16 protein-coding genes and 1 pseudogene are annotated in these 14708 nt (G+C 72.4%); 5 read left to right on the top strand and 12 right to left on the bottom strand.

Annotated features, from left to right (window positions below):
• The 7 genes and pseudogenes from AB0I15_RS25730 to AB0I15_RS25760 form a co-directional block, all read right to left on the bottom strand.
• A pseudogene (locus tag AB0I15_RS25730) lies at positions 1-918 on the bottom strand (hypothetical protein); the annotation flags it as partial.
• Complete coding sequence (locus AB0I15_RS25735) at positions 902-1222, bottom strand: FAD/NAD(P)-binding protein (protein ID WP_358100350.1); 321 nt, start codon at positions 1220-1222, stop codon at positions 902-904. The pseudogene AB0I15_RS25730 and the gene AB0I15_RS25735, both read right to left, overlap by 17 nt.
• Before the next feature lie 21 nt (positions 1223-1243).
• Positions 1244-1711, bottom strand: coding sequence for a GNAT family N-acetyltransferase (locus AB0I15_RS25740; RefSeq protein WP_358100353.1), 468 nt, complete (start codon positions 1709-1711; stop codon positions 1244-1246).
• Positions 1708-2697, bottom strand: a complete 990-nt coding sequence (locus tag AB0I15_RS25745) for a transporter substrate-binding domain-containing protein (RefSeq protein ID WP_358100356.1) — start codon at positions 2695-2697, stop codon at positions 1708-1710. The genes AB0I15_RS25740 and AB0I15_RS25745 overlap by 4 nt, the downstream gene beginning before the upstream one ends.
• A gap of 28 nt (positions 2698-2725) precedes the next feature.
• Entirely contained in the window at positions 2726-3502 is a 777-nt protein-coding gene (locus tag AB0I15_RS25750) for an amino acid ABC transporter ATP-binding protein (RefSeq protein ID WP_358100359.1), read from the bottom strand.
• Entirely contained in the window at positions 3499-4362 is an 864-nt protein-coding gene (locus AB0I15_RS25755; protein WP_358100361.1) for an amino acid ABC transporter permease, read from the bottom strand. The genes AB0I15_RS25750 and AB0I15_RS25755 overlap by 4 nt, the downstream gene beginning before the upstream one ends.
• A 241-nt stretch (positions 4363-4603) precedes the next feature.
• The gene (locus tag AB0I15_RS25760; RefSeq protein WP_358100364.1) at positions 4604-5494 is read right to left on the bottom strand and encodes a TIGR03620 family F420-dependent LLM class oxidoreductase; all 891 of its coding nucleotides are present in this window, start codon (positions 5492-5494) and stop codon (positions 4604-4606) included.
• 113 nt (positions 5495-5607) lie between these two features.
• On the opposite strand from AB0I15_RS25760, the gene AB0I15_RS25765 reads away from it, so the two are divergent.
• Genes AB0I15_RS25765 through AB0I15_RS25785 form a run of 5 tightly spaced genes read left to right on the top strand, consistent with a single transcriptional unit; the run spans position 5608 to position 8413 of the window.
• A complete protein-coding gene (locus AB0I15_RS25765; RefSeq protein ID WP_358100367.1) occupies positions 5608-6204 on the top strand; it encodes a helix-turn-helix domain-containing protein in 597 nt (198 codons plus the stop codon).
• Positions 6205-6250: 46 nt separating this feature from the next.
• A complete protein-coding gene (locus AB0I15_RS25770) occupies positions 6251-6469 on the top strand; it encodes a hypothetical protein (protein WP_358100370.1) in 219 nt (72 codons plus the stop codon).
• Positions 6466-7458 (top strand): putative FMN-dependent luciferase-like monooxygenase, encoded by a 993-nt coding sequence (locus AB0I15_RS25775; protein ID WP_358100373.1) that lies wholly within the window; start codon positions 6466-6468, stop codon positions 7456-7458. Before AB0I15_RS25770 ends, AB0I15_RS25775 begins: the two co-directional genes overlap by 4 nt.
• On the top strand, positions 7455-7844 hold the full coding sequence (locus tag AB0I15_RS25780) for a CMD domain protein (protein ID WP_358100376.1): 390 nt from the start codon (positions 7455-7457) through the stop codon (positions 7842-7844). The genes AB0I15_RS25775 and AB0I15_RS25780 overlap by 4 nt, the downstream gene beginning before the upstream one ends.
• Entirely contained in the window at positions 7841-8413 is a 573-nt protein-coding gene (locus tag AB0I15_RS25785; protein WP_358100379.1) for an alkylhydroperoxidase domain protein, read from the top strand. The genes AB0I15_RS25780 and AB0I15_RS25785 overlap by 4 nt, the downstream gene beginning before the upstream one ends.
• Positions 8414-8416: 3 nt before the next feature.
• On the opposite strand, the gene AB0I15_RS25790 is transcribed toward AB0I15_RS25785, so the two are convergent.
• The 5 genes from AB0I15_RS25790 to AB0I15_RS25810 form a co-directional block, all read right to left on the bottom strand.
• Positions 8417-8920: an NAD(P)H-dependent oxidoreductase gene (locus tag AB0I15_RS25790; protein ID WP_358100382.1), complete on the bottom strand. Its 504-nt coding sequence runs from the start codon at positions 8918-8920 to the stop codon at positions 8417-8419.
• 252 nt (positions 8921-9172) lie between these two features.
• A complete protein-coding gene (locus AB0I15_RS25795) occupies positions 9173-10915 on the bottom strand; it encodes an ABC transporter ATP-binding protein (RefSeq protein ID WP_358100385.1) in 1743 nt (580 codons plus the stop codon).
• Positions 10912-12672, bottom strand: coding sequence for an ABC transporter ATP-binding protein (locus tag AB0I15_RS25800; RefSeq protein ID WP_358100388.1), 1761 nt, complete (start codon positions 12670-12672; stop codon positions 10912-10914). The genes AB0I15_RS25795 and AB0I15_RS25800 overlap by 4 nt, the downstream gene beginning before the upstream one ends.
• Entirely contained in the window at positions 12669-13865 is a 1197-nt protein-coding gene (locus tag AB0I15_RS25805; protein ID WP_358100391.1) for an alpha/beta hydrolase-fold protein, read from the bottom strand. Before AB0I15_RS25805 ends, AB0I15_RS25800 begins: the two co-directional genes overlap by 4 nt.
• Positions 13858-14706, bottom strand: a complete 849-nt coding sequence (locus AB0I15_RS25810) for an ABC transporter ATP-binding protein (RefSeq protein WP_358100894.1) — start codon at positions 14704-14706, stop codon at positions 13858-13860. The genes AB0I15_RS25805 and AB0I15_RS25810 overlap by 8 nt, the downstream gene beginning before the upstream one ends.
• Between the last annotated feature and the right edge of the window lie 2 nt (positions 14707-14708).

Below are 14708 nucleotides of genomic sequence, written 5' to 3' on the forward strand. Positions count from 1 at the left end.
CTGCTCGTGGCAGGCGTGCACCAGCTTGATGCGCCCGGTCATCGAGATCCTGGTGAGCAGGTCCAGGTTTCCGTACGCCGAACCCGGCGGCGCCGCCGGTGGTCCAGGGGCCGAGCGCGAACCGGCGCGGGTGCGCGGCGCCGGTCCCGGTGACCAGGCGGCGGTCCGGGAGGTGTACGTCCAGGAGGCCCGACACGTCCCGGCACTCGTCCCGGGCGAACAGCCCGGCGAGCAACGGGTCGGCGCAGCGGCGCACGCCGGGCGCGGGCCGGCGGGCCTCGACGAGGATGCGCGCCGTCGTCGCGCCGGGCGCGGTGGGGCTGGTCGCGCGCCACGCGGGGCGTGGAGCATCGCCAGGTCGGCGCTGAAGGCCGGGTCGGACCCGCGTTCCAGGTCGGCCGCGAGATAGCCGTGCATCCACCGCTGGAGGCCGGCCAGGTCGCCGAAGCGCATGCCGTGCAGCGGGTTCGCCAGCCGATCGAGGAGCAGCCGGTCGGCGAAGCGCGGCACGGACTTGGTGACCAGGGCCCGCAGTTCCTTGCCGCCCCAGCCGGCGCGCGCGAAGGCGGCCTCGAACGCGCGCCAGGTCGTCCGGGTGCGCTCGGGATGCCGGGTGAACAGCTCGTGGTAGTAGGCGTACGCCAGTCTCTTGGCCACGGCCGCCCGCAGGTCCTCCTCCGGGAATCGCGGCGGGTCGGACGGCGGGGTGGTGAGGGGGTGGCCGGGGCGGGCGTGGGAGGGCACGCCGCGGCGCGAGCCGACGTACAGCAGGGGCTCGGCGCCGCTCGGCACGTAGATCGTCTCGCCGTGCCGTCCCTCGGCGAACCGGCCGCCGCGGCCGACGGTGAGCAGGGCCGCCAGGTCGGCGAACGTCCGTCCGGCACCGAGCACCAGGACCGGCTCACCCGCAGCGACCACCTCCAGCCCCGAGCTCGCCCGCCGGGGAGTCGGCCCGCAGCGCCTCCGGCTGACCGGCCCGCCACGAACGGCCCCCGCCGGGCGGGTACGGGTCCACCACGTGCAGGTCCAGCACGCACCCCCGCCCCGGCGACGGGAGGTTGGCGCACATTCGCTCCACCAGGCACGTCCCGGCCGCCCCCGCCCTGACCACCACGACCGCGCTCATGAACGCCCCCGCGGCGACACCAGCGCCTCGCGGGCCGGGCCGGTCGGCCGTCTTCCCCAGCTCCACCACGCGTCCCCCTCCGATGGTCCCCGCCATGCCACTCCCCCGCCCGGCCCGCTAGGCCAGCTCCTTGACGAAGCCCAGCGGCCCCCGCGTCGGCCGGTCGGCGAGGTCGAACCGCGGGTCGTAGCCGCTGGCCAGGTAGAGGCGCACGGCCTCGGGCTGGCGCGGCCCGGTGGTCAGGCAGACCCGCCGGTAGCCACGGTCGCGCGCCTCCCGTTCCAGCTCCCGCACCACGAGGCGGCCGAGCCCGGAGCGGCGGTGGCGCGGGTGCGTCCAGACGCGTTTGAGCTCGGCGGTCGTGGCGTCGTGGCGCCGGAAGGCGCCCCCGGCCACCGTCTCGCCATCGGACACCACGATCAGGAACGCGCCGTGCGGGGGCTCGAACTCGGCCTCGGCGTAGCGGGTGAGCTCGTCGTTCACCCCGTACCGCGAGGTGTACTCCAGGCTCAGCCCCGACAGCAGCGGCGCGGCGGCCGGGTCGGACATGCGCACGAGGCGTACGTCCGCGATGAGCTCGCTCATGACGCGGCCTGGCGCGGCAGGCCGGGCGGGTTGATCTGCGACTTCGGGATCGCCTCGTTGGCCAGCCCCCAGCGGTCGAGCACCTCTTTGTAGCGGCCGTTGCCGATGACCGTGGCGAGCGCCCTGTTGAGCGGCTCGACCAGGCCGTTGTCCTTCTTGGTCATGGCCGCGATGAGCCCCTGCAGGTCGGGCCCGGCGCCGGAGAACGTGCCCACGATCCTCGATCCACCGCTGACGGCGATGTTGTAGGCGATGTTCGGGTTGGGCCCGAAGTACGCCTGGACGCGGCCGGACTTCAGGGCCAGCAGCACGTCACCGTACTTCTCGTAGTACGAGATCTCGACGGGTGCGAGCCCGGCGGCCCGGTTCTGCCTGTCCCAGTCGAGCAGGATCTTCTCCTGGTCGGTGCCGGAGCCGACCGAGACGCGCAGGCCGGCGATGTCGGCGGGCCTGCCGATCGCCTTGATGAGGCTGTTGCCGGGCACCTGCCAGGCAAGCTGGTCGATCCGGTACGTGGCGAAGTCGTAGATGTCCTTGCGCTCCTCGGTGACGGTCACGTTGCTGAAGACGACCTCGTACTTGCCGGACTTGGCGGCCAGGAAGAGGTTCTCCCACGAGCTGGTCTGCGCGGCGAACTCCAGGCCGAGCACGTCCGCGACGAGCTGGGCGATGTCGGTCTCCACGCCGATCAGCGTGGTGTCGTCGGTGGCCGGGAACGCCAGCGGCGGTGAGCCACTGGCGCTGAAGCCGACCGAGAGCCTGCCGTCGGCGGCGACGGCCCGCGGCACCTGGGCCGCGATGGCGGCGACCTTCTCGGCGCGCACGCGGTTCTGTTCCGGCCCGATGTTGATCTTCTTGCCGGCCACGACGGGCGCCGCCGAGCCGGACGAGGACACCAGGGCGGGCTCCGCGCCGCACGCGGCGACGCCGACGGCGAGGAGGAGGATCGCGGGCATGGCTGAGGCCCGCGCGAACGAGGTGCGCATGTGTCGTTTCCTTCTGGTTCGGAGGGAGTCAGAGGACCTTGCCGAGGAAGGCGCGGGTCCGTTCGTGACGGGGGCCGTCGAGGACCTGCGCGGGCGGGCCGATCTCGACGACGCGGCCGGCGTCCATGAAGGCCACGGTGTCGGCCACCTCACGGGCGAATCCGACCTCGTGGGTGACCACGATCATCGTGGTGCCGCCGCGGGCGAGATCCTTGATGACGTCCAGCACCTCGCCCACCAGCTCGGGGTCCAGCGCGGAGGTCGGTTCGTCGAACAGCAGCAGCTTCGGCTCCAGCGCGAGGGCCCTGGCGATGGCGACGCGCTGCTGCTGCCCGCCGGAGAGCGTGCGGGGGTAGGCGTCGGCCTTGTCCACCAGCCCCACCCGGTCCAGCAGCCGCTCGGCCAGCGGCCCGACCTCGGCGCGTGGCCGCCGCTGGGCCGACAGCGGCGCCTCCATGAGGTTCTGCCGTACCGTGAGGTGCGGGAACAGGTTGAACGCCTGGAAGACGAACCCGATCTGGGTGCGCTGCCGCAGCACCTCGCGCTCGGGCAGCTCGTGCAGGCGCCCGCCCACCTGGCGGTAGCCGAGCAGCCGCCCGTCCACCCGGACCGAACCGCGGTCCACCTTCTCCAGGTGGTTGATCGTGCGCAGCAGCGTCGACTTCCCCGAGCCCGACGGGCCCAGGATCACCAGCACCTCGCCCCGCCGTACGTCGAGGTCCACGCCGCGCAGCACGTGCAGCGGGCCGAAGCTCTTGTGCACGCCGCGCAGCTCCACCATGGGGCTCCCGGGGTGGCTCGTCATGCGCGTCCCCTGCCGTAGTGGCGTTCCACGTAGTGCTGGACGATGGACAGGGCGGTGGTCAGGATGAGGTACCAGATGGCCGCGACCAGCAGCAGCGCCATGACCCTGCCGTTGCGGTTGTAGATCACCTGCACCTGGTAGAACAGCTCGGGCAGCGCCATGATGTACACCACCGACGTGCCCTTGACCAGGCCGATGATCTCGTTGCCCGCGTTGGGCACGATGGTCCGCATGGCCTGCGGCAGGATGATCCGGAACAACCGCCGCGCCGGGGGCAGCCCCAGAGCGGCGGCGGCCTCGCGCTGGCCGGGGTCCACCGACAGCAGGCCGCCGCGGACGATCTCAGCGGCGTACGCGGCCTGGTGCAGCGCCAGCCCGAGCACCGCCGCCGTCAGCGGCGCGATGAGGTCCATCGTGCCGAAGTCGAAGAACGCGGGCCCGAACGGCACGCCCACCGACAGCCGGGGATAGAGCAGCGCCAGGTTGTACCAGAACAGCAGTTGCAGGATGAGCGGCACCGACCGGAACAACCAGACGTACCCCCAGGCCACCGACGACAGCAGCCGGTTGGGCGAGAGCCGCATCAGCGCCAGCACCGTGCCGAGCGCGAAGCCGAGCACGATGCCCATCACGGTCAGCTCCATCGTGACCAGCACCGAGCGCACCACGGAGGGCGCGAAGAGGTACTGCCCGACGACGTCCCACTCCCAGGCGGGGTTGGTGATCAGGGCGCTGGCGGCCATCGCCAGCAGGACGAGCACGCCGGCCGCGGCCAGCCAGCGGAGGGGGTGGCGGGCTCTGACCACCTCCAGCGCCCGCTCCTCCTGGCGGGGCGGCGTACGAACCTCGGGCAGTGTCACGGGCCGCCCCCGATCGGGTACGGCGCGGCGGTCAAGGCATGGCAGGTCACGAATCTCTCCTCAGACGGGAGGGACAGGGGGTGGCTGGTGAGATTTCGTGATCAGCGACATTGCGCGCTGGCGACGTGACCGTGGTCCACGTGCGGGCGCCGGGTCAGGTTGAGGCCCTGGCTCATGACCATGAAGCTACGAGCCCGCCGCAAGAAAGTCAACATTTCCTACTGGATATACATGATTTACCTCACCGGAGGTGGGACGCGAGCCGTTCGAGCTGGTCCACGGCCGAGACGAGGTCGTGGGCCAGGGGGTGCAGCAGGACGTGGTCGGCCCCGGCGTCCAGGTGCGCACGCAGGCGCCGCACCACCGCGTCCTCCTCGCCCCAGGCCAGGGTGGCGTCCACGAGCCGGTCGCTGCGGTCGTCCGCCAGGTCGGCGTCACCGTAGCCGAGCCGGCGGTAGTTGGCCGTGTACGGGGTCTCGACGTTGCGCTGCCCGGCGCGCAGGAGGCCGCGCATCCGCTCCCGGGCCGCGCCCGGGTCGGGCTCGAGGACCAGGGCCTGGTGCGGGACGAGCAGCGGGCCGGGCCCGAGCGCCTCGCGGGCGATCTCGGTGTGCTCCACCGGCTGCAGGAAGGGGTGCACGCCGTCGGCCCGCTCGGCGGCCAGCCGGTGCGCCTTGGGGCCGAGCGCGGCCAGCACACGGGGGTAGCGGATGCCGGGCAGGAGCCGGGAGGCGGCCTCGTCCATCGCGTCCAGGTAGTCGCGCAGGCCGGCGAGGGGACGTTCGCCCGGGTGCCCGCCGAGCCCGAGCACGAGGCGTCCCGGGTGGGCCTCCGCGAGCGTGGCCGCCGCCGTGTGCATGGCCACCGGATGGCGTACGCCGGCGTTGGCGATGCCCGCGCCGGCGATCAGCCGCTCGGTCGCGCCCAGGACGACCGAGAGCTGCGCGAACATCTCCCGCCCGCCCACCGGCGAGGCGGCGGGCGGCTCGCCCGTCCACAGCGACCGGTAGCCCAGCCGTTCGATCCGGGCGAACTGCTCGCGCTGCACGGGCACCGGCGTGCCCAGCAGCGTCATCGGCGCGATCCACACCCCGAACCCGCCGAGCGCGCCCCTGGTCTCTTCGACGTCCATGACCGTCACCTCTCGTCCGTCAACTTCCGGAGGCAGCCTCCGCTTCCCCTCGGGCTAAGATACGGAGGCAGACTCCGGTTGGCAACGGGAACGGCGAGAGCAAGGGGACGCGCATGGACGCCGAAACGCCCGCGCGGCCGCTGCGGGCCGATGCGCGGCGGAATCGTGATCGGCTGGTCGCCGAGGCCCGCGCCGCCTTCGCCCAAGACGGTGTCGCGGCCTCCCTGGAGGACGTCGCCGCCCGCGCCGGCGTCGGGATCGGCACGCTCTACCGGCACTTCCCGACCCGTGAGGCCCTGCTGGAGGCGGTGCTGCGCGAGCGGTTCGACGCGCTCGGCGCCGAGGCCCGCGCCCTGCTCGGCCACGCCGCCCCCCGCGCCGCGCTCCTCACCTGGGCACGGGGATTCGCCGAGGCGGGCACGACCTTCCGGGGCCTGACGGCCGCCCTGTCGGCGACCCTCCAGGACGAGACCTCCGCCCTGCACGCCTCATGCGCCGCCATGCGCACGGCGGGCGAGGCGCTGCTGACCCGCGCCCAGCACGGCGGGGAGATCCGCGCCGACCTGACCGTGGCCGAGCTGTCCACGCTGGTGTTCGGCGTGGCCTGGGCCCACGAACAGAACCCGCGCACGGGCCCCGCCGATCTCGACCGCCTGCTCGCCCTGCTGTTCGACGGCCTGACCACCCGGCCACCCCGGACACCCGCCTAAATCGCAACTTTCTAGGTAGGTTATTATGGTTTGGCGGGACGCGCCGGTGACCCTCGCCGTCGTGGTGCTCGCCATGACCGTGTTCGTCCTGGTCGACTTGACCGTGGACATGCCGTCCCCGCCCGCCGGGGGACGGTGTCGTGAAGAAGGGGCCGCGGGCTCCGTCATGAGCAAAGGACGCATCGTGGAAACCGGAACCACCCGCCGGGTCGTCACCGACCCCCGGCATGACCGCACGCGCGCGACCCCCGAGCGGGTGCGATGAGGATCGGGTTCTTCACGCGGCTGCTGGACGACGTGCCCGCGGGCGAGCGCTACCGGCTGGCCGCCGAGCAGATCGAGCACGCCGAGGCGTTCGGCTTCGACACCGCGTGGGTGGCGCAGCACCACTTCGACGGCGACGAGGGCGGCCTGCCCGCGCCGCTGGTGTTCCTGGCCCACGTCGCCGCGCGCACCACCCGGATCCGGCTCGGGACCGGCATCATCACGCTGCCGCTGGAGCAGCCGGTGCGGGTGGCCGAGGACACCGCCGTCCTCGACCTGCTCAGCGGGGGCCGGCTGGAGGTCGGCGTGGCCGGCGGCGGCACGCCGTCGTCGTTCGCGCCGTTCGGGCACGACCCCGCCGACCGCGCGGCCCTGTACGCCGAGCACCTGGACGTGCTGGTCCGGGCCTGGTCCGGAGAGGACCTGGGCGGCGGCAACCGGCTCTACCCGCCCGCGCCCCGCCTGGCCGGCGCGATCTGGGAGGCCACGTTCTCGGTGTCCGGCGGCGCCCGCGCGGGCCGGGCCGGCAACGGGCTGATGTTGTCGCGTACGCAGCCCCGGCCCGCCGACGATCCGCAGGCGACGCTGGCCGGCATCCAGCGGCCGATCGTGGACGCGTACTACGACAACCTGCCGGCCGGCGCCGCGCCGCGCATCGTGGCCTCGCGGACGGCGTTCGTGGCCGACAGCCGGGCCGAGGCGCTGCGCCTCGCCGAGCTGGGGCTGGGCCGCGGGCGGCTGCCGTTCGAGCTGCCGGACGACGACCTCGACCGGCGGATCGCCGCGTTCGACGTCCACGTCGGGACGCCGCAGGACGTCATCGAGAGCCTGCGCGCCGACCCCACCCTCGAACGGGTCACCGACCTGGTCTTCCAGGCGCACTCGGTCGATCCGCCGCACCCGCTCATCCTCCGCTCGATCGAGCTGCTCGCGACCGAGGTCGCGCCCGCGCTCGGCTGGCTCCCCTCGACCGAAATGAGCTCACCGTGATCGTCGACGTCATCGACCACCTGGCCGGCATAGCGCCCGGCCTGGTGGCGGCCGTCGAGGCCGAGATCGAGGCCGGCCACACCACCGGCCCCTACGGGGTCTATCCGGGCGGCGGGGTCCTGGCGGCGGAGAGCGACGAGGGGCTCCGCTACCGCGTGACCGGCGTCCCGGAGCTGGGCGAGCGGCTGGCCGCCGCGTTCGAGCACGCCCATCTGCTCGTGTTCCGGCCGCGCGAGGCCCGCCAGGACGATCTCGACGCCCTGGCCCGCGCCGGCTGGAGCGCCACCGGGATCGTGACGTTGTCGCAGCTCGTGGCGTTCCTCAGCTTCCAGGTACGGCTCGTCACCGGCCTGCGCCTGCTCAACCAGGAAGGACTCGCCGCATGACCGGCTTCACCCAGGACCACCTCGGCTGGCGGCCGTGGCTCGCGCCGCTGGCCGAGGAGGAGCTGACCGACGCCCACCACGAGGCGCTGGCCGACAAAGCGCGCGCCGCGTCACCGTACTTCCGGCTGCTCGCGCGCGACCCGGAGGTCCTGCACGCCCGCACCAAGACCGACGCCGACATCTTCCGCAACGCCGACGGCGGCCTGCCCCGCGCCGAGCGGGAGCTGGCCGCGACCGCCACCTCGCGCCACAACGGGTGCGTCTACTGCGCCTCGGTGCACGCGCGGTTCGCCGCCCACCACTCCAAGCGGCCCGCCGACGTGCGGCGCCTGCTGGACGAGGGCGTCGGCGCGGAGCAGGCCGACGACAGGTGGCGGGCTCTCATCGACGCCTCGGTCGCGCTCACGGCCACGCCGGGGCAGTTCGGGGCCGGGCACATCGCGGCCCTGCGCGCCGCCGGGCTCGACGACCTGGCCATCAGCGACGCGCTGCACGCGGCCGCGTTCTTCAACTGGGCCAACCGGCTCATGCTCTCGCTCGGCGAGCCCACCCCCGCGAAGGACCGGTGACCCTCACGCCGCTCTGAGCGGGCGCAGGGCGCCGCCCCAGGCGAGCACCTGGTCCAGGACCAGGCTCAGCCGCTCCTCCTGGGCGGCGGCGGGCTTGAAGGTGGTGTGGTTCTCGAAGTCGGCGTAGATCGAGAGCGTCACCTGGGCCTGCACGGTGGCCACGCTCACCATGGCGAGGACGTGCCGCAGGTGCTCGACCGCCCGCACCGCGCCGTCCACCCCGTAGCCGACGAAACCGGCCGCCTTGTGGGCCCACTCGGCGTACAGGAAGTCCACGGCGTCCTTGAGCACGCCCGGGATCGAATGGTTGTACTCGGGGGTCACGAACACGAACGCGTCGAACGAGGCGATCTTCTCCGACCACCTCTTGGTGTGGTCGTGCCGGTAGTTCCCCATGGCCGGGGCGTTGGGCTCGTCCAGGTGCGGCAGGGCGTAGTCCCTCAGGTCGACGAGCTCGTACTCGGCGTCGCCGCGTTCGGCCGCCAGCTCGTGGACCCACCGGGCCACGGCCTCACCGTTGCGGTTCGGCGCGTGGTGCCGAGGATGATGCCGATCCTGGTCATGGAGGATTTCCCTTCGGGGTAAGGCGCTGGAAGAGCGCAACCCCACGGTAGGAGCCTCCGGCGAGATAACCAATGCGCCTACGTCTGCGATTTATACGCAGGCGTCTCGCAGACTAGACCTTCCGCAGCTCGAGCGCGTCGGCGACCGTCTCCAGCTCCGCGGACTGCGGCGAATCCTGGCCTGGTCGTGCTGTCGTCACTGAGCGGCCTCCCAGGCCGTCCACAACCCGGCGTACACACCACCGGCATCAACCAGCTCTCCGTGGGTGCCGGTCTCGATGATCCGGCCGTGCGCCATCACCATGATCCGGTCGCAGGTAGCTGCTTGGGAGAGACGGTGCGCGACTACGACTGCGGTGCGCCCGGCGAGGACGGCATCGGCAGCGCGGTCGAGCTGTCCGGCGTAGGTGGAGCCGGCCTCGGCGGTCGCTTCGTCGAGGATCACCAGATCAGCGTCGGTGAGCAGCAGGCGGGCGAGGGCGAGCTGCTGCGCCTGTGCGTCGGTGAGCGGGTGTCCGCCGACACCTAGCAGGGTGTCCAACCGGTCGGGGAGAACATCGAGGATCGATGCGGCGCCGGTGGCTTCCAGCGCTGCATGGAGGTCGCGGTCGGTGGCCCCGGGGGCGGCGAGGGTGAGGTTGTCGCGCAGGGTGCCGGCGAAGACGTGGACCTCTTGGGTGATCATCGCGGTACGGCTGGGGCGAGTCACCTTACCGGCCTCAGGCAGGTGGGTGCCGGTGACCACGCCGGCGAGCGTGGTCTTGCCCGCCCCGGACACGCCGACGACGGCCACGCGCTGACCGGACGGGATGTCGAGGGTGATGTCGTCGAGCACCCGTGGCCCCTCGCCGTACCGGAACGAGACCTCGTCGAGCTGTACGGCGGTGCTCGCGGCCTGTGACGGGACATCCGACGAGCTGAACGGAATCGTGACGACCCCGATCATGCGGCTCAGCGATGCGAGGGCGGACTGGAGGGTGTCGATGACCAGCAGCAGCTGGTTGACCGGTCCGAGCAGGCGTAGCACGAGCAGCATGGCGGTGGTGGCGCCGCCGACGGTCGATGCGTTGTGGTCGATGAGGACGAAGCCGACGACGAGTACGGCGGCCAGGCTCAGGCACTCCCCGAGGTTGAGCCGGGCATTGAGCATGCTCAGCACGGTGCGTGCGCGTAGCGACTGCCCCGCGACGCGCCAGGAGTCCGTCATCACAGCCCGGTGTCGTTGCTCGGTGAGCCCGAAGCCGAGCACGGTGGCGTAGCCGCGCTGGGACTCGAGGATCTGCTGGGCACGCGCGCTCATCGCCGTGCGCTCGGCGCGGTAGACCCCTGGTCCGGTGCGCAGGTACCAGCGCACGGCCAGCAGGTAGACCGGCAGCACGACGGCGAAGGCGGCCGCGTAGGGCCATTCCAGTGCCGCGAGCCCGCCCAGCGACACGACGATGGTGAAGGCGGTGACGGTGAGCACCGGGATCACGGCGGGGGCGGCGTCGGCGACCGCGGTGACGTCGTCGCTGGAGCGCGAGATCAGGTCTCCGGTGCCGGCGCGCTCGACGAGGTGCTGTGGGAGCGTCATCGCGTGGCTCACGAGCTGTTCGCGCAGCGCGGCGAGGATGGAGTGGTAGACGCGGGTGGCGAGCACGATCGTCAGCGCGGTGCCCGCGGCACCGAGGACTGCCGAGAGCGCCATGACGACCGTGACCGTCAGCACTGTGGCGAGGTCCGCGGTGCCGGCCTGCACGCGGTCGACGAGGAATCCGATCGCCCCGGGAACGATCAGGTCGACGCCGGTGCTGACGATCCCCAGCGCCCCGGTCGCGGCGAGCCGGAGCCGGTACCCGTGGCTGAGCCGCCACACCTCCCTGACCGTCTCGCGGCCGCTCGCGACCGGCAGCCCGGCATCGGAAGCCGCGGTCTCGGGCACGGCGGAGGTGCCGCTCACCGCGCCGTCCTTGAGGGCGCGGGTACGTCGTCAGGCAGCTCGACGACGCGGTCGCAGACAGCGAGCAGCGCCGGGGTCGAGGCGATCAGCAGCGTCGAGCGGCCTGCCCGGACGCCGCGCAGCCGGCCTGCGATCGTGTGCTCGGTGACCGAGTCGACCGCGGTGGTCGGGTCGTGCAGCACGAGCACCGGCGCGTCGCTCGCCAGGGCGCGGGCGAGCGCGACCCGCTGGCGCTGGCCGCCCGAGAGCCGGTTGCCGCCCTCGCCGACCGGGACGTCGAGGTCGGCCGCGAAGTCGTCGCAAGCGGCGGCTCGCACCGCGGCGTCCACCCGCTCGGGCGCGCCCGCGATCACGGCGACGTTGTCGCGGAGGGTGCCGCTGAACAGCGTGGCGCGGTGCGGCGCGACGGTGACCCGGGAGCGGTACTCGACCGGGGACAGCTCCCGCGCCGCGATCCCGTCCAGCCGCGCCTCGACCCCTCCCTCAGCCTGCGGGTCCAGCAGCGCCTCGACGACACGGGCGGCGGTCCGGTCGTCGGCGCGAACGCCCACGAGCTCGCCGGGCTCGACCCGGATCGTCACGCCGGGCCCGGAGATGCTCGGCACGACCACGTCCAGCTTCGGCAGCGCGGTGACCTCCCGCCGGGTAACGTCATCGGGCCCGGCCGTCGACGTGGCGTTGTCCCGCAGCACGTCGAGGATACGCGCGGACGCGGCGCGGGCTCCGGCGAGGTTGGGGATGGACGTGCTCGCGATCGCCTGGATCTGCGGCAGCAGTGCCTGGGTGAGGCCGACGGCGGTGATCAGCCCGCCGATGCTGAGCTGTCCGTCCACGGCGAACCAGCCCGCCAGCCCCAGCACCGCGGCGACGAACGTGCCGCTGACCACGCCCGAGCCCACCAGGAACCTCCCCAGCAGGCCCGCGTTGCGCCTGGCGCCGACAAGGGTCTCCTGGCTTGCCTGCCGGTACCGGCTGGTCGCCTCGGCCTCGGCACGCACCCCCTTGATCACCCGGTAGCCGGCGACCAGGTCCGTGGCCTGTCCGACCGTGGAGGCCAGCAGCTCCTGGTACTCGCGGGTGTCCCGGGAGAGCCGCTCGCTGAGCACGCCCATCGACCAGACCGCGACCGGCGCCCCGAACAGCACCACGAGTCCGAGCAGCCAGTGCGTCGCCAGCAGCGATGCCGCGATGAATCCGATGGCCGCGATCCTCGAGACCGCGATGATCGTCAGGATCACCGCGTTGGAAAGGCGCGCGACGTCGTTCGTCATCACCGAGACCACGCTGCCGACCGGCGCGCGGGCGGTGCCGCCGACCGGGTGCAGCACGCCAGTGGAGAGGGTGCCGCGGAGTCGGTGCTGCAGTACCTGCACCGCGTAGGCGGTCAGCCGCAGCGAGAGCCTCGCCGCCGACGTCAGCGCGACGTAGAGGGCCACCAGCGCGCCGAGCCACAGGACCAGTTGTCCCTCATCCCCGGTCGCCAGGGCCCGGTCGATCGCGAGTCCCATCACCACCGGGACCGCGGACTCGCCCACCTGCCACACGATCGCCAGCAGCGACGCGGGAACGCTGACCCGCCGCACCGAGAAGATCACGCGCAGCAGGAACCGGTCAGGGGTAATCCCCGGCCCGGACTCGAACTGCCGAGCACCGAGCGGCTCGGCGGGATCGAGCAGGAGCACGGGCAGCCGGCGGGTCAGCGGTCCTCGCCCCAGTCCTGCGGTGTCGGCGCCCGAGAAGCGCGAGGAGTTCCTCACGCCTGGCTCCGGTCCCTGCTCCTGAGCGGGAAGCACCAGAGCAGGGCATCGGCGAAGATTCCTCGCCACCATGCGTAGTCGTGTCCGCCGGCGAACTCTCGGTAGAGGGTGTCGTAGCCCTTCCCGGTGAGCACGTGGTCCAACCAGCGACTGTGGGTGTTCGAGCTCTCCAGCTCACCGACGTCGTGGAAGATGCGGATCGGTGCCGTTTCCGCGGCCAGGTAGTCGGCGATCAGTGCCGGTACGGGGGTACGGCGCAGCAGCTCACCTGACCCGGTGCCCCACGTGAGGTCAGGGTGGTACCCGCACGACGGGGACTGGAGGATGGCGTTGCCGAACGTCGTCGGGTGGTGGAGCGCTGTCCAGCCGGCGCACAGACCGCCGAAGCTCTCGCCGGCCAGCGCAACGTCACCGGGGTCCCGCGAGAGCGGATACCGGTGGTGGAGCCACGGCAGCAGTTCCTGGACCAGCATCTGGGAGAACGCCGGGTTGCAGAGCAGCTCTTTGTCGCGCTGCGGTGCGGGCTGGCCGACGAGGACCACCACGCAGGGGCGGACCAGTCCCGCCCGGACCAGGGCGTCACGAACGCTCGGCGCGCTGTGGCCCGGCGTCCCGTCCAGGTGGATCACGAAGGGCAGTGCGCTCTCGTCCGAGAACTCTCCCGGGGGCATCGAGACCCAGATACGGCGTTCGCCTCCCAGGAGCTCGCTCGCCAGCACTGCGGTTTCCACGGCGGGGGCCGGCCCCGCTTCGGCCTGATCGAGCCAGGGCAACGGCACAGCGTCGGGCAGCACCGCCACCGAGGCCCCGGAGAACCGCGCCACCGAGCACTCCGAGAACCTCGGTGGCGGGTTGAACGGGTCAGGAACCTGCTTGCCCTCACCGGTCGGCCCACGTCGTGCGAACACGTACGAGAAGCGCAGGTCGGAACGCATCCGCAGGGTGAGAACGCGGAACGGCGTCCCCGCCACCGGGGCGAACTCCGTGTCGATCGGGTTGAAGCCGATCCTGGGGCCGATCACCACCGAGAGGGTGACCGTTGTGTCGTCTCCGGGCTCGTCGACGAACGTCACCTCCACCTCGTCCGCGGAGACCCGCTCGACAAGCGGTGCGCCCGTCTCATCGAGGTGTCGTCTGAACCTTTCCGGGCTCCACTCACCGGTCGACAGCTTCTCGACAAACGGATCAGCCATTTCTCGCGCTCTCCACGTGGGTTTTGTCAGCGGACCTCTGTCGGGTTCGTTCGCGGCCGAGCGGCACCACCTGGGGGCTGCCGGCCACCGGATCGGGCACCACCAGGCAGCGCAGACCGAACACCTCCTCGACCAGCTCGGCCGTGACGATCTCGTCCGGAGTGCCCTCGGCGACCACGGCGCCGTCCTTCATGGCGATCAGGTGGGTGCCGTAGCGGGCGGCGTGGTTCAGGTCGTGCAGGACGGCGACCAGGGTGTGGCCGACGTGGTGCAGGTCGGTGAACAGCTCCATCAGCTCGATCTGGTGGGTGATGTCGAGGAAGGTGGTCGGTTCGTCGAGCAGCATGATGCCGGTGTGCTGCGCGAGCGCCATCGCCACCCACACGCGCTGGCGCTGCCCGCCCGACAGCTCGTCCACCAGGCGCCCGGACAGGTCGGTGACCGAGGTCTGGTGCATCGCCCTGAGCACGGCGTGTTCGTCGTCCTCGGTCCACTGCCGGATGAACCCCTGGTGGGGATACCGTCCCCGGGCCACCAGGTCGGCGACGGTGATCCCGTCCGGGGCGATCGAGGTCTGCGGCAGCAGTCCGACCCGCCGCGCCACCTCTTTGGTCTTGTAGGAGTTGATGTCGGCACCGTCGAGGACGACCTGCCCGGCCGACGGCTTCAGCAGCCGGGACAGGCCGCGCAGCAGGGTGGACTTGCCGCACGCGTTCGGGCCGACGACGACGGTGAACGACTCGTCGGGGATCGCCACCGAGAGGTGCTCGGAGATGATCCGCTTGTCGTAGCCGATCGTCGCCGACTCCACACAGAGGCGCGCGGCGCCGGGCGGGGTCACGC

It is taken from the genome of Nonomuraea sp. NPDC050643 (assembly GCF_040654715.1).
Classification (GTDB): domain Bacteria; phylum Actinomycetota; class Actinomycetes; order Streptosporangiales; family Streptosporangiaceae; genus Nonomuraea.

Bases quoted from the DNA above. Each gene is read 5' to 3' on its own strand.
- AB0I15_RS25735 (WP_358100350.1), bottom strand. From the start codon at position 1,222: ATGGCGGGGACCATCGGAGGGGGACGCGTGGTGGAGCTGGGGAAGACG.
- AB0I15_RS25775 (WP_358100373.1), top strand. From the start codon at position 6,466: ATGAGGATCGGGTTCTTCACGCGGCTGCTGGACGACGTGCCCGCGGGC.
- AB0I15_RS25805 (WP_358100391.1), bottom strand. From the start codon at position 13,865: ATGGCTGATCCGTTTGTCGAGAAGCTGTCGACCGGTGAGTGGAGCCCG.
- AB0I15_RS25750 (WP_358100359.1), bottom strand. From the start codon at position 3,502: ATGACGAGCCACCCCGGGAGCCCCATGGTGGAGCTGCGCGGCGTGCAC.
- AB0I15_RS25785 (WP_358100379.1), top strand. From the start codon at position 7,841: ATGACCGGCTTCACCCAGGACCACCTCGGCTGGCGGCCGTGGCTCGCG.
- AB0I15_RS25745 (WP_358100356.1), bottom strand. From the start codon at position 2,697: ATGCGCACCTCGTTCGCGCGGGCCTCAGCCATGCCCGCGATCCTCCTC.
- AB0I15_RS25765 (WP_358100367.1), top strand. From the start codon at position 5,608: ATGGACGCCGAAACGCCCGCGCGGCCGCTGCGGGCCGATGCGCGGCGG.
- AB0I15_RS25740 (WP_358100353.1), bottom strand. From the start codon at position 1,711: ATGAGCGAGCTCATCGCGGACGTACGCCTCGTGCGCATGTCCGACCCG.
- AB0I15_RS25760 (WP_358100364.1), bottom strand. From the start codon at position 5,494: ATGGACGTCGAAGAGACCAGGGGCGCGCTCGGCGGGTTCGGGGTGTGG.